At 74.3% G+C, this 24,077-nt stretch carries 21 protein-coding genes; 12 read left to right on the top strand and 9 right to left on the bottom strand.

Annotated elements, in window-relative coordinates; translation table 11 throughout:
- Positions 1 to 28 precede the first annotated feature (28 nt).
- Complete coding sequence (locus EV384_RS34405; RefSeq protein ID WP_130340068.1) at positions 29 to 1,210, bottom strand: ABC transporter substrate-binding protein; 1,182 nt, start codon at positions 1,208 to 1,210, stop codon at positions 29 to 31.
- A gap of 445 nt (positions 1,211 to 1,655) precedes the next feature.
- On the opposite strand from EV384_RS34405, the gene EV384_RS34400 reads away from it, so the two are divergent.
- The 4 genes from EV384_RS34400 (at position 1,656) to EV384_RS34385 (ending at position 6,185) form a co-directional block, all read left to right on the top strand.
- Positions 1,656 to 4,748 (top strand): sensor histidine kinase, encoded by a 3,093-nt coding sequence (locus EV384_RS34400; RefSeq protein ID WP_130340066.1) that lies wholly within the window; start codon positions 1,656 to 1,658, stop codon positions 4,746 to 4,748.
- Positions 4,745 to 5,152 (top strand): roadblock/LC7 domain-containing protein, encoded by a 408-nt coding sequence (locus tag EV384_RS34395; protein ID WP_007465177.1) that lies wholly within the window; start codon positions 4,745 to 4,747, stop codon positions 5,150 to 5,152. Before EV384_RS34400 ends, EV384_RS34395 begins: the two co-directional genes overlap by 4 nt.
- Positions 5,153 to 5,218: 66 nt before the next feature.
- Positions 5,219 to 5,581 carry a DUF742 domain-containing protein gene (locus tag EV384_RS34390; protein WP_130340064.1) on the top strand — a complete coding sequence of 121 codons (363 nt, stop codon included), beginning with the start codon at positions 5,219 to 5,221 and terminating at the stop codon, positions 5,579 to 5,581.
- Positions 5,562 to 6,185 (top strand): GTP-binding protein, encoded by a 624-nt coding sequence (locus EV384_RS34385; protein WP_130340062.1) that lies wholly within the window; start codon positions 5,562 to 5,564, stop codon positions 6,183 to 6,185. Before EV384_RS34390 ends, EV384_RS34385 begins: the two co-directional genes overlap by 20 nt.
- A 90-nt stretch (positions 6,186 to 6,275) precedes the next feature.
- Here the strand turns inward: EV384_RS34385 and EV384_RS34380 are convergent, their stop codons facing one another.
- From EV384_RS34380 to EV384_RS34360, 5 genes are all read right to left on the bottom strand, one after another.
- Entirely contained in the window at positions 6,276 to 7,364 is a 1,089-nt protein-coding gene (locus tag EV384_RS34380; RefSeq protein ID WP_130340060.1) for a uroporphyrinogen-III synthase, read from the bottom strand.
- The gene (gene nirD, locus EV384_RS34375) at positions 7,364 to 7,711 is read right to left on the bottom strand and encodes a nitrite reductase small subunit NirD (RefSeq protein WP_130340058.1); all 348 of its coding nucleotides are present in this window, start codon (positions 7,709 to 7,711) and stop codon (positions 7,364 to 7,366) included. The genes EV384_RS34380 and nirD overlap by 1 nt, the downstream gene beginning before the upstream one ends.
- A gap of 76 nt (positions 7,712 to 7,787) precedes the next feature.
- Positions 7,788 to 10,319 (bottom strand): nitrite reductase large subunit NirB, encoded by a 2,532-nt coding sequence (gene nirB, locus EV384_RS34370; protein WP_130340056.1) that lies wholly within the window; start codon positions 10,317 to 10,319, stop codon positions 7,788 to 7,790.
- Between the two features lie 106 nt (positions 10,320 to 10,425).
- Entirely contained in the window at positions 10,426 to 11,868 is a 1,443-nt protein-coding gene (locus EV384_RS34365; protein WP_130340054.1) for an FAD-dependent oxidoreductase, read from the bottom strand.
- Complete coding sequence (locus tag EV384_RS34360; RefSeq protein WP_130340052.1) at positions 11,865 to 13,979, bottom strand: molybdopterin oxidoreductase family protein; 2,115 nt, start codon at positions 13,977 to 13,979, stop codon at positions 11,865 to 11,867. Before EV384_RS34360 ends, EV384_RS34365 begins: the two co-directional genes overlap by 4 nt.
- A 147-nt stretch (positions 13,980 to 14,126) precedes the next feature.
- Between EV384_RS34360 and EV384_RS34355 the strand changes: the two genes are divergently transcribed.
- The 8 genes from EV384_RS34355 (at position 14,127) to glmM (ending at position 20,503) form a co-directional block, all read left to right on the top strand.
- On the top strand, positions 14,127 to 14,822 hold the full coding sequence (locus EV384_RS34355; protein ID WP_130340050.1) for a class I SAM-dependent methyltransferase: 696 nt from the start codon (positions 14,127 to 14,129) through the stop codon (positions 14,820 to 14,822).
- Between the two features lie 147 nt (positions 14,823 to 14,969).
- Positions 14,970 to 15,734: an SDR family NAD(P)-dependent oxidoreductase gene (locus tag EV384_RS34350; protein ID WP_130340048.1), complete on the top strand. Its 765-nt coding sequence runs from the start codon at positions 14,970 to 14,972 to the stop codon at positions 15,732 to 15,734.
- Between the two features lie 141 nt (positions 15,735 to 15,875).
- Positions 15,876 to 16,133: a DUF6364 family protein gene (locus EV384_RS34345; RefSeq protein WP_130340046.1), complete on the top strand. Its 258-nt coding sequence runs from the start codon at positions 15,876 to 15,878 to the stop codon at positions 16,131 to 16,133.
- A complete protein-coding gene (locus EV384_RS34340) occupies positions 16,123 to 16,416 on the top strand; it encodes a hypothetical protein (protein WP_130340044.1) in 294 nt (97 codons plus the stop codon). Before EV384_RS34345 ends, EV384_RS34340 begins: the two co-directional genes overlap by 11 nt.
- Before the next feature lie 124 nt (positions 16,417 to 16,540).
- A complete protein-coding gene (locus tag EV384_RS34335; RefSeq protein ID WP_242624412.1) occupies positions 16,541 to 17,914 on the top strand; it encodes an MFS transporter in 1,374 nt (457 codons plus the stop codon).
- A gap of 192 nt (positions 17,915 to 18,106) precedes the next feature.
- Positions 18,107 to 18,550, top strand: coding sequence for a 50S ribosomal protein L13 (rplM, locus tag EV384_RS34330; protein ID WP_130340042.1), 444 nt, complete (start codon positions 18,107 to 18,109; stop codon positions 18,548 to 18,550).
- 20 nt (positions 18,551 to 18,570) lie between these two features.
- Positions 18,571 to 19,035: a 30S ribosomal protein S9 gene (rpsI, locus tag EV384_RS34325; protein WP_130340040.1), complete on the top strand. Its 465-nt coding sequence runs from the start codon at positions 18,571 to 18,573 to the stop codon at positions 19,033 to 19,035.
- 112 nt (positions 19,036 to 19,147) lie between these two features.
- The gene (gene glmM / locus EV384_RS34320) at positions 19,148 to 20,503 is read left to right on the top strand and encodes a phosphoglucosamine mutase (RefSeq protein WP_130340038.1); all 1,356 of its coding nucleotides are present in this window, start codon (positions 19,148 to 19,150) and stop codon (positions 20,501 to 20,503) included.
- Positions 20,504 to 20,776: 273 nt separating this feature from the next.
- Here the strand turns inward: glmM and EV384_RS34315 are convergent, their stop codons facing one another.
- The 3 genes from EV384_RS34315 to EV384_RS34305 are packed head-to-tail and all read right to left on the bottom strand — an operon-like array spanning position 20,777 to position 23,863.
- A complete protein-coding gene (locus EV384_RS34315; RefSeq protein ID WP_130340036.1) occupies positions 20,777 to 21,886 on the bottom strand; it encodes a threonine aldolase family protein in 1,110 nt (369 codons plus the stop codon).
- Positions 21,883 to 23,070, bottom strand: a complete 1,188-nt coding sequence (locus EV384_RS34310) for a pyridoxal phosphate-dependent aminotransferase (protein ID WP_130340034.1) — start codon at positions 23,068 to 23,070, stop codon at positions 21,883 to 21,885. The genes EV384_RS34315 and EV384_RS34310 overlap by 4 nt, the downstream gene beginning before the upstream one ends.
- 43 nt (positions 23,071 to 23,113) lie before the next feature.
- The gene (locus tag EV384_RS34305) at positions 23,114 to 23,863 is read right to left on the bottom strand and encodes an MmpS family transport accessory protein (RefSeq protein WP_165440136.1); all 750 of its coding nucleotides are present in this window, start codon (positions 23,861 to 23,863) and stop codon (positions 23,114 to 23,116) included.
- Positions 23,864 to 24,077: the final 214 nt, after the last annotated feature.

The following is a 24,077-nucleotide window of genomic DNA, read 5'->3' as shown; positions in this document are numbered from 1 at the left end:
ACCGCTTCCCGCCAGGATCTCGACGAGCTCAGCCGGCCAGGCGCCAGCGGCCGCCGCGGGCGACCAGGGTCGTCAGCGCCTGAGGCATCAGGCCGGAGTGGTTGTCCGGGGTCATCCGGATCGGGCCGGAGAGGCCGTCCAGCTGCGACGTCTCCAGGACGTCGCGGAGGCCGTCCCGGTCCACCCGGCCGGGCTCCCCGCCGGCGCGCAGCTCGGCGTTCGCGATGAGCTGGACCGCGTCCGCGGCGAAGGACGAGAAGCCGTTGTACCCGCCGAAGCGCGCGGTGTAGTCCTGGAACCACTGGCGGCGGGCCGCCTTGGCCGGGGTGGTGGCGATGACGTCGTCGATCACCATGGTCTGGGTGAAGATCAGGGTCGCCTTCTCGGTGGTCCGCGCCGCGCCGCCGAGGAAGAGCTCGCCCGCGGCCGACGCGTCGAAGAAGAGCGACCCGACGAACTTGGCCTGCCGGGCGCTGGCGGCGGCGAGCGACGCCTGCTCCGGCGGCGTCCAGACGATCAGCGCCTGCGGCTCCGGCTCCACCAGCGCCGCGACCTGGTTGGTCACGTCGGTGTCGGTGGTGCGTACGGCCTCGGCGCGGAGCAGCCGGATGCCGGCCTTGGTGAATTCGCCGCGCAGCGCGGTCAGCCCCTCCTGCCCGTAGTTGTCGGCGCTGTGCAGCACGGCCACCTTGCGGATGTTGCGGCGGGTCAACTCGGTGGTGAGCGCGCCGGCGCTGTCGGCCGCGTTGGGGGCCAGCTTGAAGACGTACCGGCGCTGGGCGACCGGCTCGGTGACGGCGCCGGCGGCGGCGAGTGCGATCGTCGGAATGCGCTTCTCGCCGATCGTGCGTACGGCACCTACCGCGCATTCGTTGCAGCCGCCCATGATGATGGCGCTGACGTTGGAGTCGTTGCTGAAATCGTTGATGTTGCGCAAGGATTCGGCGGCGTCCGAGCGGTTGTCCTTCACCTTGAACTCGATCTTCCGGCCACCCAGCGCGCCGGAGGAGTTCAACTGCTCGATCTTCAGTTCCAGCGCCCGTTGGTACACCTTGCCAACCGGTGCCGAGGCGCCGGAGAGTTCGAGGTCCGCGGCGATGACGATCGGGCTGGTGTCCCGCTGCTCCTCGCCGAACTGGCAGCCGGTGAGCGTGGTGGCCAGCACGGCCGATGCGAGCGCCGCGATGCTCGCGGAGCGGATGGGGCTCAACTCAGTCCTCCAGGTGCGGCGCGGGCTATGCCCGATCACCGCCGCTTGTCCGTCCTCAGTGGAGAACGGGATTGGTCTGCCGTACGGTGTGCGCGAAGCCTGCAAAACCTTGCCAACGCGGGGCCCTGGGGTCAAGCGCGGAAGCCGGGAGCTGTTTCGGGACACTCATCTCACATGGTGGGGACATCGAATGTTTACCGTCGCTCACTTTGCAGCGTCCGCCGACCACTCAGGATGTACATGCCCTGTTCAGAGGGCTGGGGAAATGAAGGTAATAGTTGACCGGAGACCGGCTTGAGTGCCCGCCGACCGTTTCCTGCCTCACTGCGGCTTCCCAAACGGGATCTTCTCTGATGAAATCGCGGCCGTGCCGCGCGTGGCGCTGGCCGCTGCACCAGGCACGGGTCGGCGGGTCAGGCGTGGAAGAAACGACGGAGGCGATGTCGTGAGCACCGGACCTACGACCCTGCCCGAGAGCCCCGGTGCCGACCTGCGGAACCGGCGACGGCGGCTGCCCCGGCTGCGGGACGCGCGGATCCGCTCCAAGCTCGCCCTCATCCTGGTCGTCCCGGTCGCCGCTGTCATCGCACTGGCGACTGTCCGACTCGTCTCGGTCGGTGAGGGTGCCTACGACGCCACCCGGATCCGCTCCCTCACCGCGCTCTCGATCGACATCTCGGCGCTCGGCCAGGACCTGCACAAGGAGCGGATGGCCGCCGCCGTCTACCTGGCCGCGCCCGACCAGAAGCCGGACGACTACAACCTGCGGGTCCGCCGCACCGACGAGCGGGTCACGGCGTACCGGGAGGAGCGCGGCCAGCTCGGCGAGCTGCCGGCCTCGGTCCGGGACCGGCTCAAGGTCATCGACGACCACCTGGCGACGTTGAACGGCACCCGGCAGGAGGTGCTGGACCGGCAGCAGATGCCGGTGGCCGAGGCGAGCCTGCGTTACGGCATCATCCTGACCGACCTCGTCTCGTACGGCGACACCCTCGCCCAGCAGTCCGGCGGGGAGAGTCTGGCCGACGCCCGCCGGGCGGTGGCCGCCTTCGCCCACGCCAAGGCGGCGGTCGCCGAGGAGCAGGCGGTGGCCTTCACCGCGCTGGCCTCCGGGCGGCTCGACGAGGAGCAGTTCTCCTCCTTCGTGGCGACCCTGACCAGCCAGCAGGAGGCGCTGCTCTCCTTCTCGCGCGCCGCCGAGCCGGAGCAGCGGAGCCTGGTCGACAGCATGGTGTCCGGCGACGCGGTGCAGCTCTCCGACCGGGTCGCGGCCGACCTGTCCCGGTCGGTCGGGCAGCGCCCACTGGTTACCCGGGACGACGCCTCCGCCGCCATCGGCGCGGTGAACGACCTGATGCGGTGGGCCGAGATCCAGCTCCAGGACCGGCTCTTGGCCGACGCCGACGCGGCGCGTACGGAGGTCCTCCGGCAGGCGGTCGTCGAGACGGCGCTCGTGCTGCTCACCCTGCTCATCGCGGTGACCCTCGCCGTGGTGCTCGCCCGCTCGCTCAACCACTCGCTGCGCCGGCTGCGGGAGGGTGCCCTGGCGGTGGCCAACCACGACCTGCCGGAGGCGGTCAGCCGCCTGCAGAACATCGGCGCCATCGGCGACGGCGGGGTGGAGGAGATCGTCCAGCAGGTCCGGGACCCGATCCAGCTCAGCAATCGCGACGAGGTCGGCCAGGTGGCGGTGGCCTTCAACGTGGTGCACCGGGAGGCCGTCCGGGTGGCGGCCGAGCAGGCCGCGCTACGTACCAGCGTCTCGGCCATGTTCCTCAACCTGGCCCGGCGCAGTCAGACCCTGGTCGACCGGATGATCGGCGAGCTGGACGCGATCGAGCGCGGCGAGGAGGACCCGAAGCGCCTCGCCCAGCTCTTCGAGCTCGACCACCTGGCCACCCGGATGCGCCGCAACGACGAGAACCTGCTGGTGCTGGCCGGGGCCGACTCGGCCGTGCCGCGCCGCGACGACGCGCTCCTGGTGGACGTGCTGCGGGCCGCCCAGTCCGAGGTGGAGCTCTACAACCGTATCGAGTTCGGCACGGTCGACACCGACGTCTCGGTCTCCGCGCACGCGGTCAACGACGTGGTCCGGCTGGTCGCCGAGCTGCTGGACAACGCCACCCGGTTCTCCCCGCCGAACACCACCGTGGTGGCCGACGGCCGGCGGATCCGGGACTACGTGCTGATCCAGGTGGAGGACCGCGGTCTGGGCCTCACCGACGAGCAGTTCGACTCGCTGAACCGGCGGCTGGCCGCCCCGCCGACGGTGGACGTGGCCGCGTTCCGGCTGATGGGCCTCGCCGTGGTGAGTCGGCTCGCCTCCCGCTACGGCATCCGCGTCGAGCTGCGGCGCAACGTGGAGGGCGGGACGGTCGCCCAGGTGACCCTGCCGAACTCCACGGTGGTGCTGCCGGCCAGCCGGGGCCACGACCCGGCGCCGCTGGCCCGGCCACGCCAGCCGCTGGCCGTCGAGCAGGCGCCGCTCTCCCCGGTCGGCCACGCCGACCCGCTGGCCGTCGCCGGGCGTACCGCCGCGGCCACCCTGACCGATCAGTGGCATACCGCGACGCCCGCGCCGGCGCGCTGGCAGGGGCCGACCGAGGCGCGGGACCCCGGCCCCGCGGTGCAGGTGGGCGGCTCCACCGGCGCGCTGCCGAGCCTGCCCACCATGCCGGCCACCACGCCGGCCGCGCCCCCGCCGCCGGCCCCCGTCTCCAGCGGCGGCCTCTCGGTCGGTACGCCCACCGTCGCCTACCCCGCCATCGACCCGCTGCCGAAGCGGACCTCGGGCGGGGAGATCGCCGGTCCGGGCACCTCGGGGCTGCCGGTGGGTCCGATCGCGGGGCTTGGCGGCGCCGCCGCGGCCGGCCCGGCCCCGTTGTCGCCCCTGACGCCGCCGGCGCCGGTGGCTCCGCCCCCGGCCGCCCCGGTGGTCGCCCGGCCGGAACAGCCGGCCGAGGCGCCGATCTTCCGGGAGATGGAGGCGGTCTGGTTCCGCTCCCACGGTGACGACGAGACGACGATCTTCACCCGGCCCCGGTTCGACGACGACCCGGCCCCGGGCGCGCAGCAGCCGGTCGCCGCAGCGTCGCGGCCGCCGCTGCCGACCCGTACCCCGGGCGCCCAGGCGTCGGGCCTGGCCTCGTCGCCGCCGCCGTACACCCCGCCGTCGGCGTCGTCCGCGCCGCCCGCCGCGGCCGCACCCCCGCCCGTGCCACCGGTCTCCGCGCCGGCGTCGGCGCCGCCTGCGGTGGACCCGGACGCCTGGCGGACGGCGGCCGACGACGGCTGGTCGCGGGCGACCCGGGCCGCCGAGCCGACCACCGGCGGGACCACCCGCTCCGGTCTGCCGAAGCGGGTGCCGCAGGCCCAGCTCGTCCCCGGCGGCATCGAGCCGAAGGGGGGCCGGCCCCAGAGCCGGCGCACGCCCGACGAAGTACGCGGCCTGCTGTCGGCCTACCACCGCGGTGTGCAGCGGGGTCGGACGGCCGGCGCGGACCTGAACAGCACCTCGATCAAGGAGACGAACCGATGAACAGGCCAGCGGCCATGCAGGACATGGGTTGGCTGCTCACCAACTTCGCTGACAGCGTGGCGGGCATCGCCCACGTGGTGGCGGTGTCCGCGGACGGGCTGTTGCTCGCCTCCTCCCGGGACCTGCCCGGGGACCGGGCGGACCAGCTCGCCGCGATCACGTCCGGCGTGGTGAGCCTGACCGAGGGTGCGGCGCGGATGTTCAGCGCGGGCGGAGTGCTCCAGACCGTGATCGAGATGGACAGCGGATACCTGTTCCTGATGTCGATCAGCGACGGCTCGTCGATGGCGGTGCTCGCCGCGCGCAGCTGCGACGTCGGCCAGGTGGGCTACGAGATGGCGCTGCTGGTGGAGCGGGTGGGTGCGGCCCTGGTGCCGCTGCCCCGGGACGCCGTCCGGTCCTGACCGGGGCCGGCGTGACTTGGTGATCCGGAGCCGGACCGGCTCCGTACGGAGGGAGGTGATCGCGAGATGGAACCACGGCGGGACCCGCGCGGCGCGCTGGTGCGACCGTACGCGGTCACCCGTGGCCGCACCGAGCCGCTGCAGAACATCGCCCTGGAGGCGGTGCTGTCGTGCACACCCACCCAGGTGGCCGAGGCGCGGTTCGCCGGGCACGACAAGCACCGCATCGCCACGGTCTGCGAGGGCCGGGCACAGTCACTCGCGGAGGTCGCCGCGTACACCCGGATGCCGCTGGGCGTCGCCCGGGTGCTGGTCGCCGACATGGTGGCCGAGGGCCTGCTGACGCTACACACCGCCGCTCCCGCCGAGGGATTCGAGGAGCGGATGAACCTGCTTGGAAGGGTGCTAAGTGGACTTCGCGAATTATGACCCCGCCGGGGCGCGCCGCAGCCGGGAGATCATCTCCGCGAAGATCGTGGTCGCGGGTGGCTTCGGCGTCGGCAAGACGACCCTGGTCGGAGCGATCTCCGAGATCACTCCGCTGACCACCGAGGCGTTGATGACGGCCGCCGGGGTGGGCATCGACGATCCGTCGAAGGTGCCCGGCAAGGAGACCACCACGGTCGCCATGGACTTCGGCCGGATCACCATGGCCCAGGACCTGATCCTCTACCTCTTCGGCACGCCGGGCCAGACCCGCTTCTGGTTCATGTGGGACGAGATCATCCGGGGCGCGGTGGGCGCCGCGGTGCTGGTCGACACCCGGCGGATCACCGACGCCTTCGCCCCGCTCGACTACTTCGAGAACCGCAACCTGCCGTACGTGGTGGCGCTGAACCGGTTCGACGACGCGCCGCACTACGAGCTGGAGGAGGTCCGCGAGGCGCTGGCGATCTCGCCGGACGTGCCGCTGGTGATGTGCGACGCGCGGCAGCGGGACTCGGTCAAGCAGGTGCTGGTGACGGTCGTCGAGCACGCCATGCTCCGCCTCCAGGCCGAGCACGGCCGCGGCTTCCCGACCCCGGTCGGCTGACGCAGTCTGCCCCGGTGCGGGGCGGTCCGGGTACGTGTCGACATGGCGCCGCCTCCGCCACCGGAGACGGCGCCGCAGGGCCCCTCCGGCTTATTCCACCCGGAGCCGGTAGCCGCGCTTGACGACGGTCTGCACCACGCGCGGGGCGCGCAGACCGGCCCGCAGCCGGGCCACGGCCATCTCCACCGCGTGCTCGTCGGCGCCCCGGGGGAGCGTCCGGAGCAGGGCGGTCCGCGACAGCACCCGGCCCGGGGTCCGGGCCAGCGCCCGCAGCACCGCCATCGGGGCCGGCGCCAGCGGGCGCAGCTCCCCGTCGACCACGGCCGCGTGCCCGCGCAGGGTGAGCAGGTGACCGGCGGCCTTGACGCTCACCGTCCGGCGCGGCAGCTCGTCGACGATCGTGCGGACCAGCGCGCCGAGCCGGGCCCGGCTCGGCGCGCTCACCGGCACCCCCCGCCGGACCAGCGGCTCCGCGGTGACCGCGCCGACGCAGCCGGCCAGCACGTCGCCGCGGAGCGCCTCCAGCACCGTCTCGGTGCGGTCCCCGGCCGCCCGCAGCAGGGCCTCCGCCGCCGGGGCGGAGGTGAACGTGACCGCGTCCACCAGCCGGCCGGCGACCAGGTCGATCAGCCGGTGCAGCGGCGCCGGGTCGGTCGGCGCGGCCCAGCGGTAGACCGGCACCTCGATCACCGTGGCCCCCGCGTCCTCCAGCGCGGCGGTGCACTCCGGCTGCCGGTCGCCGTGCAGCTGCATCGCGATGACCTGCCCGGCCACCCCGCGCCGGCGCAGGTGCTCCACCACCTCCTCGCAGCTCTCCGAGGCCGGCGACCACTGGTCGTGCAGGCCGGCGGCCCGGATCGCGCCGCGCGCCTTGGGCCCACGGGCCACCACGTACGACTGGCCGAGCACCGAGCGCAGCGATTCGGCCAGCCCCCAGCCCTCGGCCGCCTCCAGCCAGCCCCGCATCCCGATGCCGGTGTTCGCCATCAGGATGTCCGGCGGTCGGTCGAGGCAGGCCCGGGTGGCCTCGCGCAGGTCGGTGTCGTCGGCCAGCGGCACGATCCGCAGCGCCGGGGCGAGCACCACCCGGGCGCCGCGCCGCTGGAGCAGCGCGGCCAGCTCGTCCCGCCGCCGGTCCGCGGTGACCCCGATCGTGAAGCCGGCCAGTTCGTCGGCCATCACTCCTCCTGTCGCAGCCGCACCTCGACCACCCCGTCCCGGCAGCGCGCCTCGTGCCGCCGCAGCGTCACGTCCGGCAGGTCCAGGCAGCGCCCGGTCCGCAGGTCGTAGACCTGCTTGTGCAGCGGGGAGGCGAGCGTCGGCACGCCGCCGCGGCTGCCCACGATGCCCCGGGACATCACGTACGCGCCGCCGACCGGGTCGAGGTTGTCGACCGCGTACAGCTCTCCGCCGGTGACGAAGAGCGCCACCTGCACGCCGTCGACCAGCGCGGCGACGCCCCGGTCGGGGTCCAGCCGGTCGAGGGGGCAGACCGCCGTCCAGTCCAGCGTGCTCGTCGGGCTCATCGCGTCACCTCGCTCCGCTCGGCGCCGCGACGAGCCGCCACGGCGCTGACCTGGTTGATTCGCTCGCTGTGCTCGCTCATCGGCGTACCTCCGGGAGGCCGAGCGCGACCGGCTGGCGGCGGCGGTCCGCGCCGGCCGCCGGCGGGGCCCCGCGTGCCGGTACGGGTTGGCCGCGCTCCACCGCGAAGGTGATGGACGGGTCCGGCACGTGCGGGGCGTTGACGAAGGAGGTGAACCGGCGCAGCCGGTCCGGGTCGTCGAGGACGTCCCGCCACTCGTCGGAGTACGACGCCACGTGCCGGGCCATCGCCGCGTCGAGGTCGGCGCAGAGCCCGAGGGAGTCGTCCACGATGACCGCGCGCAGGTGGTCGAGGCCGCCCTCCAGCGCCTCGATCCAGCCGGCGGTGCGTTGCAACCGGTCGGCGGTGCGGATGTAGAACATCAGGAACCGGTCGATCAGGGTGACCAGCTCGTCGGTGCTCAGGTCGGTGGCGAACAGGTCGGCGTGCCGGGGCCGGAAGCCGCCGTTGCCGCCGAGGTAGAGGTTCCAGCCGGTCTCGGTGGCGATGATGCCGAAGTCCTTGCTGCGCGCCTCGGCGCATTCCCGGGCGCAGCCGGAGACCGCCGACTTGATCTTGTGCGGGGCGCGCAGGCCCCGGTAGCGCAGCTCCAGCGCGACGGCCAGCCCGACCGAGTCCTGCACCCCGTACCGGCACCAGGTCTCGCCGACGCAGGACTTCACCGTGCGCAGCGCCTTGCCGTACGCGTGGCCGGACTCGAAGCCGGCGTCGACCAGCCGGCGCCAGATCTGCGGCAGCTGCTCGACCCGGGCCCCGAACAGGTCGATCCGCTGCCCGCCGGTGATCTTGGTGTAGAGCCGGAAGTCCCGGGCCACCTCACCGATCACGATCAGCTTCTCCGGGGTGATCTCCCCGCCGGGGATCCGGGGCACCACCGAGTAGCTGCCGTCGCGTTGCAGGTTGGCCAGGAAGTGGTCGTTGGTGTCCTGCAACGACGCCTGCTCGCCGTCGAGGACGTGCCCGGTGCCGAGCGAGGCGAGGATCGAGGCCACCACCGGCTTGCAGATGTCGCAGCCCCGCCCGCGCCCGTGCTCGGCGATGAGCTGGGAGAAGGTGCGGATGCCGCGCACCTGGACGATCTCGAACAGCTCCTGCCGGCTGGCGTCGAAGTGCTCGCAGAGCGCGGTGGACTGCTGCACCCCGGCCGCGTCGAGGAGCTGCTTCAGCATCGGCACGCAGGAGCCGCAGCTCGTGCCGGCCCGGGTGCACGCCTTCAGCGCCGGCACGTCCGCGCAGCCACCGGCGATCGCCGCATCGATGTCGTCCCTGGTCACCGCGTTGCAGGAGCAGACCTGCGCCGCGCCGGGCAGCGCGGCCACCCCGCCGCCGCTCTCGCCGGACGGGGCCAGCAGGGCCAGCGGGGGAGCGGGCAGCGGCCCACCGACGCTGGCCCGCAGCGTCGGGTAGGCGCTCGCGTCCCCGACCAGCACGCCGCCGAGCAGCGTCCGCGCGTCGTCGGAGAGGACCAGCTTCGCGTACGACCGGGTGGCCGGGTCGGTGAAGGTGACGTCGAGGCAGCCCGGGGTGGCGCCGTGCGCGTCGCCGAACGACGCCACGTCCACGCCGAGCAGCTTGAGCTTGGTGGCGGTGTCCGCGCCGGGGAAGGTGGCCGCCCCGTCGAGCAGCCGGTCGGCGACCACCTCGGCCGTCGCGTACCCGGGAGCGACCAGGCCGTGGCAGGTGCCGTCCACGGCCGCGCACTCGCCGACCGCCCAGATCCGCTCGTCCTCCGTCCGGCACGTCGCGTCCACCAGCACGCCGCCGCGTGGGCCGACCGCCAGCCCGGCGGCCCGGGCCAGCTCGTCGCGGGGCCGGATGCCGGCGGCGACGACGACCAGGTCGGCGTCGACCGTGCTGCCGTCGGAGAGCTCCAGACCCGCCACCGCGCCGTCCGGGCCGGGGCGGAGCGCGGTGGTGGCCACGCCGAGGTGCGTGGTGACGCCCAGCTCCTCGACGTAGCGTCGGAGCATCGCGCCGCCCGCCTCATCCACCTGTACCGGCATCAGCCGGGGCGCGAACTCGACGACGCTGGTCGCCAGGCCGAGCAGCCGCAGCGCGTTCGCCGCCTCCAGGCCGAGCAGGCCGCCGCCGATCACCGCGCCGGTCCGCCGGCCCGCGCCGTGCGCCCGGATCCCCGCCAGGTCGTCCAGCGTCCGGTAGACGAACACTCCCGGCAGGTCCGTGCCGTCGACCGGCGGCACGAAGGCGTACGAGCCGGTGGCGAGCACCAGCGCGTCGTACGGATGCTCGCCGGTCGCCGTGGTCACCACCCGCCGCGCCCGGTCGATCCCGGTGGCCGGCTCGCCCAGGCGCAGCGCCACTCCGTCGTCGGGGGTGTGCAGGTTCAGCTCCTCGGCGCTGACCCCGTCGAAAAAGGCCGAGAGCCGCACCCGGTCGTACGCCGGCCGGCCCTCCTCGGCGAGCACCGTGACCCGCCAGCGCCGGCCGTGGTCCCGGGCGCGCAGCGCCTCGACGAAGCGCTGCCCGACCATGCCGTTGCCGATGACGACCAGATCGCCGCCGCTCATCCCGTCACCTCCACCGCGTCGCCGTCCATCCCGTCACCTCCACCGGTCCGCCCGGCGGTCCCGCACCCGCCGCACCGCCGGTTCGTCGCTCCGTCCGCCCGCCCGGTCATCGCGTCGCCACCGGTTCGGCCTCGCCGAGCCAGTCGACGATGCCGGCGAGGGCGTCCCGGCAGCCGCCGCAGCCGGTGCCGGCCCGGGTCGCCCCGGAGAGCGCGTCGACCGTCCGGGCGCCGGAGCGCCAGCAGGCCACCAGCGCCCCCTTGCTGACGTCGTTGCACTGGCAGACCGTGGCCGCGTCCGGCATCAGCGCCGGGGACGCGGCGGGCGCGGCCGGGACCGCGCCGAAGGCCCGGCCGAGCAGCAACGACCGCCGGTCCGCCGGCACCGGCGCGCCCCGGTCGAAGAGCTGCACCACGGTGCCGATCGCCGGGTTGTCGCCGAGCAGGATCGCCCCGGTCAGCCGCTCGTCGCGGATCCGCAGCCGGGCGTACGTCCCCCGGGCCGGGTCGGCGAAGGTCAGCTCCTCCACCGGCTCGCCGGCCCTCGGGCCGTCGATGGCGTCCCCCATCGCGGCCAGGTCGATGCCGGCCGCCTTGAGCCGGGTCACCACCGGCCGGGGCCGGTAGCGGGCCAGCGGCTCGTCGCCGGCCAGCACCTGCGCCACCACCCGGGCCTGGGCCCAGGCCGGGGCGACCAGGCCGGTCAGCGCGCCGTCGTGCTGGGCGCAGTCGCCGATCGCCGAGATCCGCCGGTCGCTGGTTCGCATCCGGTCGTCCACCACCACGCCGCGCTCGACGGTCAGTCCGGCCGCGGCGGCGAGGGCGGTGTCGGGGCGTACCCCGCAGGAGATCACCAGCAGGTCGGCGGTGAGGGACCGGCCGTCGGAGAGGTCGAGGCGGACCCCGTCGGCGGCCGCGGTCACCCCGGTCGCCGAAACCGCCAGCACGGTACGCACGCCGAGCTCGGCGAGGGTGCCGACGAGCACCGCGCCGGCGGTCGGGTCGAGCTGCCGCTCCATCAGGTGGCCCATGGGGTGCACCACCGTCACGTCCAGCCCCCGGGCGGCGAGGCCGCGGGCCGCCTCCAGCCCGAGCAGGCCGCCGCCGAGCACCAGGGCGCTCCGGGCGCCCTCGGCGGCGGCGAGGATCCGCCGGCAGTCGTCCAGCGTGCGGAACGGCACCACCCGCTCGGGCAGCGGGTCGAGGCCGGGCAGCGGCGGCACCAGGGCCCGGCTGCCGGTGGCGAGGACCAGGTGGTCGTAGCCGTGCTGGTCGCCGTCGTCGGTGTGCACCTCGCCGGCGGCCCGGTCGATCGCGGTGACCGCCACCCCGGTCCGCACGTCCACGCCCTGCCCGGCGACCTCGGCCAGCTCCACGTCCGGCTCGGCGATCTTCCCGGCGAGCAGGGTGGAGAGCATGATCCGGTTGTACGCCCGGTGCGGCTCCGCCCCGAGCACGGTGACCTTGTGGTCCCCGCCCCGGGCGTGCAGCTCGGCGGCGAGCCGGGACCCGGCCATCCCGTACCCGACGATGATCACCCGTTCGCTCACGGCTCGACCCTCTCCACCCGTACCGCGCAGATCTTGAATTCGGGCATCCCGGAGACCGGGTCGACCGCGTCGTTGGTGACCGAGTTGGCGCGGCCGGCGCCGGCCCAGTGGAACGGCGCGAAGACGGTGTCCGGCCGGATCGTGGGGCTGACCCGGGCGGGCGCCCGCAGCTCGCCCCGGCGGGAGACGACCCGCACCTCCTCGCCCTCGGCGACGCCGAGCCGGGCGGCCAGGTCCGGGTGCAGCTCGACGAAGGCGCCGGGCGCGGCCCGGCGCAGCGCGGTGACCCGCCGGGTCTGGGTGCCGGACTGGTACTGGGCCAGCACCCGCCCGGTGGTGAAGTGCAGCGGGTACTCGGCGCAGACCTCCTCGGCGGCCGGCCGGTGGGTCACCGGGTGGAACCGGGCCCGCCCGCTCGGGGTGGGGAACCGGTCGGCGAAGAGCCGGGGGGTGTCCGGGCCGTCCGGGTCGGGGCAGGGCCAGAAGACGCCCGTGGCGGCGTCGATCCGGTCCCAGGTCACGCCGGCGTAGTCCGCCGGCCCGCCGGCCGAGGCCCGCCGCAGCTCGGTGAAGACCGCCCGCGGGTCGGTCGGGAAGCCCACCGGCGTGTCGAGCCGGGCGGCGAGGTCGGCGAGGACCGCCAGGTCGGTGCGGACGCCGGGTGGCGGCTCGCGCAGCGCCCGCCGGCGCAGCACCCGACCCTCCAGGTTGGTCATCGTGCCGTCCTCCTCGGCCCACTGGGCGACCGGCAGCACCACGTCGGCCAGCGCGGCCGTCTCCGAGCGCAGGAAGTCGGCGACGACCAGCAGGTCCAGGTCGCGCAGCCGGGACTCGATCCGGGCCGCCCGGGGCGCCGAGACCACCGGGTTGGAGCCGAACACCAGCAGCGCCCGCGGGCCGTCCGGCGTGCCGAGCGAGTCCAGCAGCTGGTACGCCGGCACCCCCGGCCCGGGCAGGTCGTCGGCCGGTACGCCCCAGACCCGCGCCACGTGCTCCCGTGCCGCCGGGTCGTCGATCTTCCGGTAGCCGGGGAGCTGGTCGGCCTTCTGCCCGTGCTCCCGGCCGCCCTGGCCGTTGCCCTGCCCGGTGAGGCAGCCGTACCCGGATCCGGGACGGCCGGGCAGGCCGAGGGCGAGCGCCAGGTTGACGAAGGCGGTGACCGTGTCGACGCCCTTGGCGTGCTGCTCCGCGCCGCGGGCGGTGAGGATGATCGCTCTGCCGGCGGAGGCGAGCGCCCGGGCGGTCGCCTCCAGGTCGGCCACCGGCACCCCGGAGAGCCGTTCCACCTCGGCCGGCCAGTAGCCGGCCACCGTGCGGCGGACCGCGTCGAAGCCCTCGGTCCGGGCGGCGACATAGTCCCGGTCGAGCCAGCCCTCGGTGAGCGCGATGTGCAGCAGCGCGTTGGCCACCGCGAGGTCGGTGCCGGGGAGCGGTTGCAGGTGCAGGTCGGCCTGGCGGGCGGTCGCCGTGACCCGGGGGTCGATCACGATCAGCCGTCCGCCGCGTTCCCGCTGGTCGGCGAGGTGGCGCAGCAGCGGCGGCATGGTCTCCGCCGGGTTGGCGCCGACCAGCAGCAGGGTCTCCGCCCGGCCGAGGTCGGCCAGCGGGAAGGGCAGCCCCCGGTCGACGCCGAAGGCCCGGATGCCGGCGGCCGCCGCCGAGGACATGCACCAGCGTCCGTTGTAGTCGATGTGCCGGGTCCGCAGCGCCACCCGGGCGAACTTGCCGAGCGCGTACGCCTTCTCGTTCGTGAGCCCGCCGCCGCCGAAGACCGCCACGGCGTCCCGGCCGTGTCCGGTCTGAACGGCACGGATGCTGGCGGCGATCCGGTCCAGCGCCTCGTCCCAGCTCGCCGGGCGCTGCTCGCCGGTGACCGGGTCGCGCAGCAGGGGCGTGGTCAGCCGCTCGGGGTGGTCCAGCAGTTCGGCGGCGGTCCAGCCCTTCTGGCAGAGCCCGCCGCGGTTGGTGGGGAACTCCCGGGGGAGCACCTCGACCCGCCCGTCGGTCTCGCGCAGGGTCATCCCGCACTGGAGGGCGCAGTACGGGCAGTGGGTCGCCGCCTCCCGGGATCCCAGCCCCGGTCGCGTCGCCACCCGTGCACCGTCTGTCATGTCGGCAAAGCGTGCCGCCGGGCGGTTTCCGGTCCGGGTCCCTTCTGTTTCGGTCCTGTCAAGAGCGCCTCACACCGCACGGGGTCACCGGGCCGGACCATCCGGCTTAGAATATGAGACACGATTCCTATTATTTGGGAGGCCGGGATGACCGTGGCGGACGCGTTCGACGCCGTGGCTGGGACGTACGACGAGGCCCGGCGACGGCTGGTGCCCTGCTTCGACGCCTTCTACGGCACCGCCGTCGAGGTCGCCGCCCCGCCGCTGCGGGCGGCGCTGGCGGCGGGGCGTACCCCGGAGGTGCTGGACCTGGGCGCGGGCACCGGCCTGCTCTCCCTGCTCCTCTCCGCCGCCGTGCCCGGGGTCCGGCTGACCCTGGTCGACGCCGCGCCCGCGATGCTCGCCGTCGCCACCGACCAGCTCCGCGCCCGGGGCGTGCCGCACCGGGTGATCCGGGCGGACCTGGCCGACCCGCTGCCGCCCGGCCGGTACGACGCGGTGGTCTCCGCGCTCGCCGTCCACCACCTGACCGACGCCGGCAAGCGGGCCCTCTACCGCCGGGCCGCGGCGGCGCTCGTCCCCGGCGGGGTGTTCGTCAACGCCGAGCAGGTGGCCGGCCCGACGCCCGCCCTGGACCGCCGGTATGACGAGGTCTGGACCGCGCGGATCACCGAGCTGGGCTCGGACGCCGGGGAGATCGCCGCCGCCCGGGAGCGGATGCGGCACGACCGGCCGGCGGGGGTGGCCGACCAGTGCGGCTGGCTCGCCGAGGCGGGGCTGGTCGACGTGGACTGCTTCTTCAAGGAGTGGCGCTTCGCGGTCTTCGGCGGCCGGGCGGCCTGACCGCGCCGTTGCTATCCGGAGCAACCTCCGGTTACGCTGATAAGCGGAGGCTGCTCCGGTTATTCGTGTGGGGTGGCCGGCGCCGGACGGGCGCCAATCCTGAGGTGGGCGCACCTGGCGGGCGGGCACGGAACGAGGAGGACGGGCATGAGCGGACGGCTGGCCGGGACGGTGGCGCTGGTGACCGGCGCCAGCAGCGGCATCGGCGCGGCGACGGCGGGCAGCCTCGCCGCCGAGGGCGCGGCGGTGGCGGTGCTGGCCCGGCGCCGCGAGCGGCTCGAGGACCTGGCGGGCTCGATCCGCGCGACGGGCGGGACGGTCCTGGTGGTGGAGGCCGACATCACCGACCAGCCGGCGGCGGCCGCCGCCGTCGAGCAGGTGGTGGCCGAGCTCGGGCGGCTGGACACCGTGGTCAACAACGCCGGGATCATGCTCGTCGGGCCGGTGGCCGACGCCCCCACGGAGGAGTGGGAGCAGATGCTCGCGGTCAACGTCCAGGGCATGCTGTACGTGACCCGGGCCGCGCTGCCGCACCTGCTGCGCGCCGTCGAGGATTCCCCGCGCCGGGTGGCGGACCTGGTCAACATCAGCTCCACCGCCGGCCGGGTGGCCCGACCCGGCACGGCCGTCTACAACCTCACCAAGTTCGGCCTCAACGCGTTCTCCGAGGCGCTCCGGCAGGAGGTGGGGCCGAAGCGGCTCCGGGTGAGCGTGGTCGAGCCGGGCACCGTCGACACGGAGCTCTCCTCGCACGTGCGGGACGGGGTGCGGGAGGCGATCGTCCGGCAGGTCGAGGGGATGGAGCTGCTGCGGCCGGAGGACATCGCGGACGCGGTGACCTACATCGTCACCCGGGACCGTCGGGTGGCGGTCAACGAGATGCTCGTCCGGGCCGCCGAGCAGACCTGGTGACCGGGCCCCGGGGCCGGTGGGGGCTGCCACGTGCGGGTGGCGGTTCGCCGGGAATGTCGGCGGTGGGCGTTCTGGCTCCCCGGGCCGAGTGGGCGACGACCGGGATGACCAGCGGTCATACCCAGCGGTAATCTCTCCGGCATGACTGCCAAGGTGACCCTCTCGTTCTCGGACGAGACGATCGAGGAGGCGCGCCGGTTCGCCAAGCGGGAGGGGCTGTCGCTCTCCGCCTGGATGGACCAGGCCGCCCGGGAGAAGGCGCTGCGCGAGGTCTTCACCGCGCACGCCGCCGCCGTCGGTCGCGCCGGCCTGGATCTGGAGTCCGCCGCCCTCGCCGACGCCCACGAGGTCGCCATGGTCGACGACGTGCTCTTCGGCGGACGCCCGCGTGCTGCGTAGGGGCGAGGTCTGGCGCATCGAGGGCGCCCGGGAACGGCTCGGCCTGGTGATCAGCTCCGACGTCTACAACTCCACCGACGTGCCCATCGTGATCGTGGCCGAGGTGGTCGACGAGTCGCTGTTGCGCGACTCGCCCCTCGCGGTCGCGATGGGCCGCTGGGTGGTGATGCCGGACCGGCTCTCCGCACCGATGAAGAAGTGGTTCACCGAGTGCGTGGACGTGGCCGACACGGAGACCATGCAGCGGGTCGGCCGGGCGCTGCGCATCCTCCAGGAGATCTGACCGCCTCACCACCGGTCCGGGGCGGACGTGCGATCCCCGTTTCCGGAACGACCCCCGACGGGCACGGGGGGGAAACCGCCCGTTCCTAGCGTCCTCCTAGTCGCATCGACGAGGAGGAGTCGCCGTGAGCACACTGGCCCCCACCGCCACCCTGGAACCGGCCGCCGCCGGGCGCCGGCAGCCGATCACCGACTGGCGCCCGGAGGACCCGGAATTCTGGCGTACGACCGGCGCCCCGATCGCCAGGCGCAACCTGTACGTCTCGATCTTCGCCGAGCACGTCGGCTTCTCGGTGTGGAGCCTCTGGTCCGTGACCGTGCTCTTCCTCGGCCCGGCCTACGGCATCGACCCGGCCGGGAAGTTCCTGCTCACCGCCGTACCGGCCGCGCTGGGCGCGGTGCTGCGGCTGCCGTACACCCTGGCGGTGGCCCGCTTCGGCGGCCGGAACTGGACCATCGTCAGCGCGCTGCTGCTGCTGGTGCCGGCGATACCGATGGCGGTGCTGCTCGAACCCGGGGTGTCGTACACCACGCTGATGGTGCTGGCCTGCCTGACCGGGGTCGGCGGGGGCAACTTCGCCTCCTCGATGGCGAACATCAACCTCTTCTACCCGGACCGGCTCAAGGGGCGGGCGCTCGGGCTCAACGCCGGTGGCGGCAACCTCGGCGTGCCGGCGGTGCAGCTGGTCGGGCTGGCCGTGCTGGCCACCGCCGGGGCCGCGTACCCCCGGCTGGTGCCCGCGGTCTACCTGCCGCTGATCGTGCTGGCCGCGCTGGCCGCGGCGCGCTGGCTGGACAACCTCCCCGGGGCGCGCAACGAGCCCGGCGCGCTGCGCGAGGCCGCCCGGGACCCGCACACCTGGGTGATGTCCCTGCTCTACATCGGCACCTTCGGCTCGTTCATCGGGTTCGGCTTCGCCTTCGGGCAGGTGCTCCAGCTCCAGTTCCACGACCGCTTCCCCACCCCGGTCGACGCGGCCTGGCTGACCTTCCTCGGGCCCCTGGTCGGCTCGCTGATCCGGCCCCTCGGCGGGCAGCTCGCCGACCGGCTCGGCGGGGCCCGGGTGACCTTCTGGAACTTCGTCGCCATGGCGGCCGGCGCCGGGCTGGTGCTGTACGCGGCCCGGGACCGGTCGCTGCCGCTCTACCTGGCCGGGTTCCTGTCCCTCTTCGTCTTCTCCGGGATCGGCAACGGCTCGACGTACAAGATGATCCCGGCGATCTTCCGGGCCCGGGCGGCGGCCGAGGTCGACCGCGGGGCCGACCCGGTGGCGGCCGAGCGTCGCGGCCGGCGGCTCTCCGGGGCGCTGATCGGCATCGCCGGCGCGGTCGGCGCCTCCGGCGGGGTGCTGGTCAACGTCGCCTTCCGGCAGTCTTTCCTGACCTCCGGGAACGCGGACGCCGCCTACCTGGCCTTCATCGGCTGGTACGCGCTCTGCTTCGTGGTGACCTGGGCGGTCTACCTGCGGCCGGGGTCGCGCCGGCTGGCCGGCGTGTGACCTGTACCATCGCCATGTCGCGAGCCGCGCTGGGGTGACCCCCCGTTTTGACCTGCCGACCGGGCGGCGGGTATCGTTGCCTGCTGTTGTACGACATCCAGAGGCGTGCCGCATCAGGTACGCTTGGTCGTTCGTGCGCGCCTGGTCACCTCGGCGCGCGACCCCAGACCGACGACGAGACAAGGTAGACCTGTGCGTACGTACAGCCCGAAGCCGGGTGAGATCGAGCGTCAGTGGCACGTTATCGACGCCTCTGATGTCGTGCTGGGCCGCCTGGCCACCCACGCCGCCACGCTGCTGCGCGGCAAGCACAAGCCGACTTTCGCGCCGCACGTCGACACGGGCGACTTCGTCGTCATCGTGAACGCGGGCAAGGTTGCGCTGACCGGCAACAAGCGTCAGACCAAGATTGCCTACCGCCACTCGGGTTACCCGGGTGGTCTGAAGCAGGTCGGCTACGACGAGCTGCTGACCAAGCGTCCCGACCGGGCCGTCGAGCTTGCCGTGAAGGGCATGCTCCCGCACAACAAGCTCGGCCGTCAGCTGATCAAGAAGCTGAAGGTCTACGCCGGTGCGGAGCACCCGCACGGCGCGCAGCAGCCGGTGCCGTTCGAGATCAAGCAGATCGCGCAGTGAGCGCGGGCGAAGGAAGCAGCATGACCGACATCACCGAGACCGAGGTTGCCCCCGAGGCCGCCGAGGCGCCGGCGCCCGTCGCCCGCGCGCCTCGCGGTGACCGCCCGATCCAGACCGTGGGTCGGCGCAAGGAGGCCATCGTCCGGGTTCGCATCGTCCCCGGCACCGGCAAGATCACCTGCAACGGCCGGGACCTCGAGGCCTACTTCCCGAGCAAGGTGCACCAGCAGCTCATCAAGGACCCGCTGGTGACCGCCGAGAAGCCCGAGGCGTTCGACGTCATCGCCAACCTGCGTGGCGGCGGCACCACCGGCCAGGCCGGTGCGCTGCGGCTGGCCATCGCCCGGGCGCTGATCGTGAACGAGCCCGACGACCGTCCGGCCCTGAAGAAGGCCGGCTTCCTGACCCGTGACGCCCGGGTCAAGGAGAGCAAGAAGTACGGCCTCAAGAAGGCTCGTAAGGCTCCTCAGTACTCGAAGCGCTGATCTTCAGCAGCGCGTTGTACTTCTGACGGACGGCCGGGTCCGCCTCCCTCGAACGGGAGGTGGCCCGGCCGTCCGCCTTTCCCTGGGACCGTTTCATCGGAGGTTGGCGGGTATGGGCCGGTTGTTCGGCACGGACGGGGTACGCGGGCGGGCGAACGCGGATCTCACCCCGGAATTGGCGCTCGCGGTGGCGGTGGCCGCCGCCCACACGCTGGCCGAGACGGACAAGAGTCATCCGCCGCTCGCCGTCGTCGGGCGGGACACCCGGGCCAGCGGCGAGATGCTGGAGGCGGCCGTGGTGGCCGGCCTGACCAGCGCGGGCGCCAACGTGGTGCGGGTCGGCGTGCTGCCCACCCCCGCGGTGGCGTTCCTCACCGCGGAGGCCAAGGCCGACCTGGGCGTGATGCTCTCCGCCTCGCACAACCCGATGCCGGACAACGGGATCAAGCTCTTCGCCGCCGGTGGGCACAAGCTGCCGGACGAGATCGAGATGCGGATCGAGGCGGCTGTCGAGGCGAACGCCACCACCGCCTGGGACCGCCCGATCGGGGCCGGCGTCGGGCGGGTGCACGACCTGCTGGACGGCGCCGACCACTACGTCCAGCACCTCGTCGGCACGGTGCCGCACCGGCTGGACGGGATCAAGGTCGTCGTGGACTGCGCGAACGGCGCCGCCGCCGAGGTCGCCCCGGTGGCGTACCGGGAGGCGGGTGCCGAGGTCATCGCGATTTACGCCCAGCCGGACGGGCTCAACATCAACGACGACTGCGGCTCCAACCACATCGACGCGCTGCGCGCCGCCGTGGTCGAGCACGGCGCGCACCTCGGCATCGCCCACGACGGCGACGCCGACCGGTGCGTCGCGGTGACCGCCGACGGCGACGAGGTCGACGGCGACCAGCTGATGGCCATCCTGGCGCTGGCCATGCGGGAGGCCGGCGAGCTGACCCAGGACACCCTGGTCGCGACGGTGATGAGCAACCTCGGCCTGCGGCTGGCGATGTCCGCGCAGGGCATCCGCCTGGTCGAGACCAAGGTCGGCGACCGGTACGTCCTGGAGGAGCTGCGCGCCTCCGGCCTCGCCCTCGGCGGCGAGCAGAGCGGCCACATCGTCATGCCGGCGTACGCCACCACCGGCGACGGGGTGCTGACCGGGCTGCACCTGATGTCCCGGATGGCCGCCACCGGCAAGTCCCTCGCCGAGCTGGGCTCGGTCGTCACCAAGCTGCCTCAGGTGCTGATCAACGTGCCGGTCGGCGACCGGACCGTGGGCGCCGCCGCGCCGGCCGTCCGCGCCGAGGTGGAGCGGGCCGAGGCCGAGCTGGGCGAGACCGGCCGGGTGCTGCTGCGCCCGTCCGGCACCGAGCCGCTGGTCCGGGTCATGGTCGAGGCGGCCACCGAGGCGACGGCCCGCGAGGTCGCCGAGCGGATCGCCGCCCACGTCCGCACCGCCAGCCCCACCGCCTGACCGCTTCACCGGCTGACCGGGCGCGGCGGGGAGACCCGCCGCGCCCGGCTCCGTCCTGGTGTCGTCCCGGTCCGCGCGCAGCCGCAGCGCCTCATTGCTGGCGCGCTACGAACCTGATGACGTGAACGGATCACCCGCGCGACGTCGGCGCGGACCGAAGCGTGTCGTCGAAGGTGATTCACCGACGTCATCAGCCTCGTAGCGTCACTCCACCAGGTCCCAGCAGCGGACGCGAGTCCCGGTGGCGGCGGGTTGTGGTCGACCGCGGGGCCGTCAGGCGGGCGGGACTCGGCGGAGGAAGCGGTCGGCCAGGTCGGTGACCTGGTCGGGGGAGAGCTCCAGGGCCGGGCCGGCCACCGTCACCTCGGCCAGCGCCACGCCGGGCACCTCGGTATCCCGCCAGCCGCCCACGAACCAGGCCTTCTCCTCCTCGGCGAGGGCGAGGTTGGCGTCGTTCAGGGCGTCCGCCGGGTGCGGCAGCCAGAGCCGGAACTGGTGGGTGTGCGGCGGCGTCGGGTGGACCCGGGCGCCCGGCAGCCCGGCCAACGCCTCCGCGACGCGCTTCGCGTGGGCGACGTAGGCGGGCAGCCGGGGCAGCTCGCGGTCCAGGCCGGCCACGGCGGCCAGCGCCGCCGGCCACTGCTGGAACAGGTTGCCGCCGTAGCGGTGCCGCCAGGCCCGGGCGTAGCGGACCAACTCGGCCGTGCCGGCGAGGGCGGCACCCGAGTGGCCGCCGAGGGACTTGTAGAACGAGACGTAGGTGCTGTCCGCCAGCCCGGCGACCTCGGCCGCCGAGCGCCCCAGGTGGACGGTGGACTCCCAGAGCCGGGCGCCGTCCAGGTGCACCAGGAAGCCACGGTCCCGGGCCGCCCCGACCACCGCGACCAGCTCGTCCCAGGTGGGCAGGACGAAACCCGCGTCCCGCAGCGGCAGCTCCAGCAGCAGGGTGCCGACCGGCTCGTCCAGCCCGGCGATCTCCTCCGCGGTCGGATTGCGCGGCGCGCCCGTGGTCCGGACCGCGCGCAGGCCACCGAGCACGGCGTACGCGTCCCGCTCGTGCATCAGCGGGTGGCTCAGCGGGTGCAGGCCGACGGCGTCCCGGCCGGTCAGCTCGGCGCCGTACCGCATGGCGACCTGCTGGGCCATCGTGCCGGTGGGGAAGAAGGCCACCGCCTCCGTGCCCAGCAGCTCGGCGACCCGGCGCTCGACCGCCTCGACCGCCCCGCCCTCGCCGTAGAAGTCGGGCAGCAGCTCGTCGGTCGCGGTCGCCCGGATCGCGTCGAGCTGCTCGGCCACCGACGTCGGCCGGATCCCGGAGAGCACGGTGTCGCAGCCGCGCAGCGCCGCCACCCGGCGGACCCGATCGGCGTACGCGTCGGTCATCGATCCTCCTTCAGTCGGCCCAGCCGGGCCACCGCCTCGGTCAGCACCTCGGGCCGCTTGCAGAAGGCGAAGCGGACCAGCCGTCGGCCCGCCTCGGCGTCGTCGTAGAAGACCTGCGTCGGCACCGCCACCACGCCGCACCGCTCGGGCAGCGAGCGGCAGAACTCCACCCCGTCCCGGCCGCCGAGCGCGGTGACGTCGGCGGTGACGAAGTACGTCCCCTCCGGGGCGTACACCTCGAATCCGGCGTCGGTGAGCCCGTCGACGAGCTGGTCCCGCCGCCGCCGCATGCCGTCGGCGAACTCCGCGAAGTACGTGTCCGGCAGGGCCAGCGCCACGGCGACCGCCGGTTGCAGCGGGCCGGCGTTGACGAAGGTGAGGAACTGCTTGACCCGCAGCACCGCGGAGACCAGCGGCGCCGGCCCACTCACCCAGCCGACCTTCCAGCCGGTGCAGGAGAACGTCTTGCCGGCCGAGGAGATCCGCAGCGTCCGCTCCCGCATCCCGGGCAGCGTGGCCAGCGGCACGTGCGGCGCGGCGGCGTCGGGGAAGACCAGGTGCTCGTAAACCTCGTCGGTGACCGCGTACGCGTCGTGCTCCCGGCAGAGCTCGGCGACCAGCGCCAGCTCGTCCGGGGTGAACACCTTGCCGGTGGGGTTGTGCGGGGAGTTGAGCAGCACCAGCCGGGTCCGCGGGCCGAACGCCGCGCGCAGCTCCGCCGGGTCGAAGGCGTACCGGCCGTCGGCGCCGGGACGCAGCGTGACCCGGCGGCGGACCGCGCCGGCCAGCGCGATCGAGGCGGCGTACGAGTCGTAGTACGGCTCGAAGCAGACCACCTCGTCGCCCGGCTCGCAGAGGGCGAGGACGCTGGCGGCGATCGCCTCGGTGGCGCCCGCGGTCACCACGATCTCGCCGTCCGGGTCGTACTCCAGCCCCCAGAACCGGCGCTGGTGGGCGGCGACGGCCGCGCGCAGCGCCGGGATGCCCGGGCCCGGCGGGTACTGGTTGTGGCCGGAGTGCAGCGCCTCGGCGGCCGCGGCCAGCATCTCCGGCGGGCCGTCGGTGTCGGGGAAACCCTGGCCGAGGTTGACCGCGCCGGTACGCACGGCGAGCGCGGACATCTCGGCGAAGATGGTGGTGCCGAACGGCCGCATCCGGGCCACCAGGGGATCGGTCGTCGTCACGCGGGCCAGCCTACGGCCCGGGGCTGACACCTCGAGCCCGCCGTCAGCCGCCGCAGCTGACCCGCCAGCCGCGGTCGTCGACGGACTCGGTGACGGGCACGCCACCGTTCACCGTCATCGCGCAGGCGATGGTGCGCCCGCCCTTGTCGTCGCCCTTGTTCGCCATCACGGACGCTCGGCTCGGATCGTCGGTGCTGATCTTCGTGTGCCACGGCAGCCGCACCTCGTCGAGCTCGACGAGATAGCCGTCCGCGTCGTAGTACTGGATGTTGGCCGGCCCCTGGCCGGTCACCTCGTACGCGACGGCGAACCGGCCCGGTCCGCCGGACGGGGTGGCGGCGGGCTTCCTGGTGGGCGTCGGGTCCGGTGCCGGCTGCCCGCCCGCGGCAGCCTCCGCACCCTGGTCCTCGTCCTCGTCCGGGGTGGTCGGCGTGTCCTGCCGCGGCCCGGCGACCTTCGGCGCGCCGAACGGGTCGGCCGGCAGGTTGACGAGGAGCCCGGCGACGCCGAGGAGACCGCAGACCGCCAGCACCACGACGGCGAAGACCGAGAGGACGACGGTGGTCGTCCTGCCGTCCCGGCCGCGTGGACGTTCGACGGCGGGCTCGGCGACGGGCGCGGGAGACCCGGGCGCTGCCGGGGCCGCCCCGGTCGAGGGCGGCAGCCAGGGGTCGGGCTCCGGTCCGGACGACGGCTTGTCCGGCGGCACCCACCGGTGGGGCGCGGCCGTCGGGCCGGTCGGGACCGCGCCGGTCGCCGGCTGCGGGTCGGGGGGTGGCGTCGCCTGGGACATCAGCTCCGCTCGCAGGGGTCGGGCCGCGGAGGCCTCCGCGGCCGGGGGAGGAGGTGCCCCGGGGGGTGTTCGTCGCCCCGCTGGGCGAGCCCGAATGTACGCCGCCCGCGTCGTCCGCCGGTGAGCCGCACCGCCCCGGCCACCCGGGCTGGCGCGCGGTTGTGTTTCCGGCCGCTGGACGGGCGGAACCAGCGGTGCCCACCCGTGCCGGGTG

It is taken from the genome of Micromonospora kangleipakensis (genome assembly GCF_004217615.1).
Classification (GTDB): domain Bacteria; phylum Actinomycetota; class Actinomycetes; order Mycobacteriales; family Micromonosporaceae; genus Micromonospora; species Micromonospora kangleipakensis.
The sequence above is the reverse complement of the archived record's forward strand: the minus strand, read 5'-3'. Positions and strand labels throughout refer to the sequence as shown.

Coding starts and splice junctions, on each gene's coding strand:
- EV384_RS34395 (WP_007465177.1), top strand. CDS start 4,745: ATGAACAGGCCAGCGGCCATGCAGGACATGGGTTGGCTGCTCACCAAC.
- EV384_RS34345 (WP_130340046.1), top strand. CDS start 15,876: ATGACTGCCAAGGTGACCCTCTCGTTCTCGGACGAGACGATCGAGGAG.
- EV384_RS34350 (WP_130340048.1), top strand. CDS start 14,970: ATGAGCGGACGGCTGGCCGGGACGGTGGCGCTGGTGACCGGCGCCAGC.
- EV384_RS34355 (WP_130340050.1), top strand. CDS start 14,127: ATGACCGTGGCGGACGCGTTCGACGCCGTGGCTGGGACGTACGACGAG.
- EV384_RS34380 (WP_130340060.1), bottom strand. CDS start 7,364: ATGGCCGACGAACTGGCCGGCTTCACGATCGGGGTCACCGCGGACCGG.
- rpsI (WP_130340040.1), top strand. CDS start 18,571: ATGACCGACATCACCGAGACCGAGGTTGCCCCCGAGGCCGCCGAGGCG.
- EV384_RS34390 (WP_130340064.1), top strand. CDS start 5,219: ATGGAACCACGGCGGGACCCGCGCGGCGCGCTGGTGCGACCGTACGCG.
- EV384_RS34315 (WP_130340036.1), bottom strand. CDS start 21,886: ATGACCGACGCGTACGCCGATCGGGTCCGCCGGGTGGCGGCGCTGCGC.
- EV384_RS34360 (WP_130340052.1), bottom strand. CDS start 13,979: ATGACAGACGGTGCACGGGTGGCGACGCGACCGGGGCTGGGATCCCGG.
- nirB (WP_130340056.1), bottom strand. CDS start 10,319: ATGAGCGGCGGCGATCTGGTCGTCATCGGCAACGGCATGGTCGGGCAG.
- nirD (WP_130340058.1), bottom strand. CDS start 7,711: ATGAGCCCGACGAGCACGCTGGACTGGACGGCGGTCTGCCCCCTCGAC.
- EV384_RS34305 (WP_165440136.1), bottom strand. CDS start 23,863: ATGTCCCAGGCGACGCCACCCCCCGACCCGCAGCCGGCGACCGGCGCG.
- glmM (WP_130340038.1), top strand. CDS start 19,148: ATGGGCCGGTTGTTCGGCACGGACGGGGTACGCGGGCGGGCGAACGCG.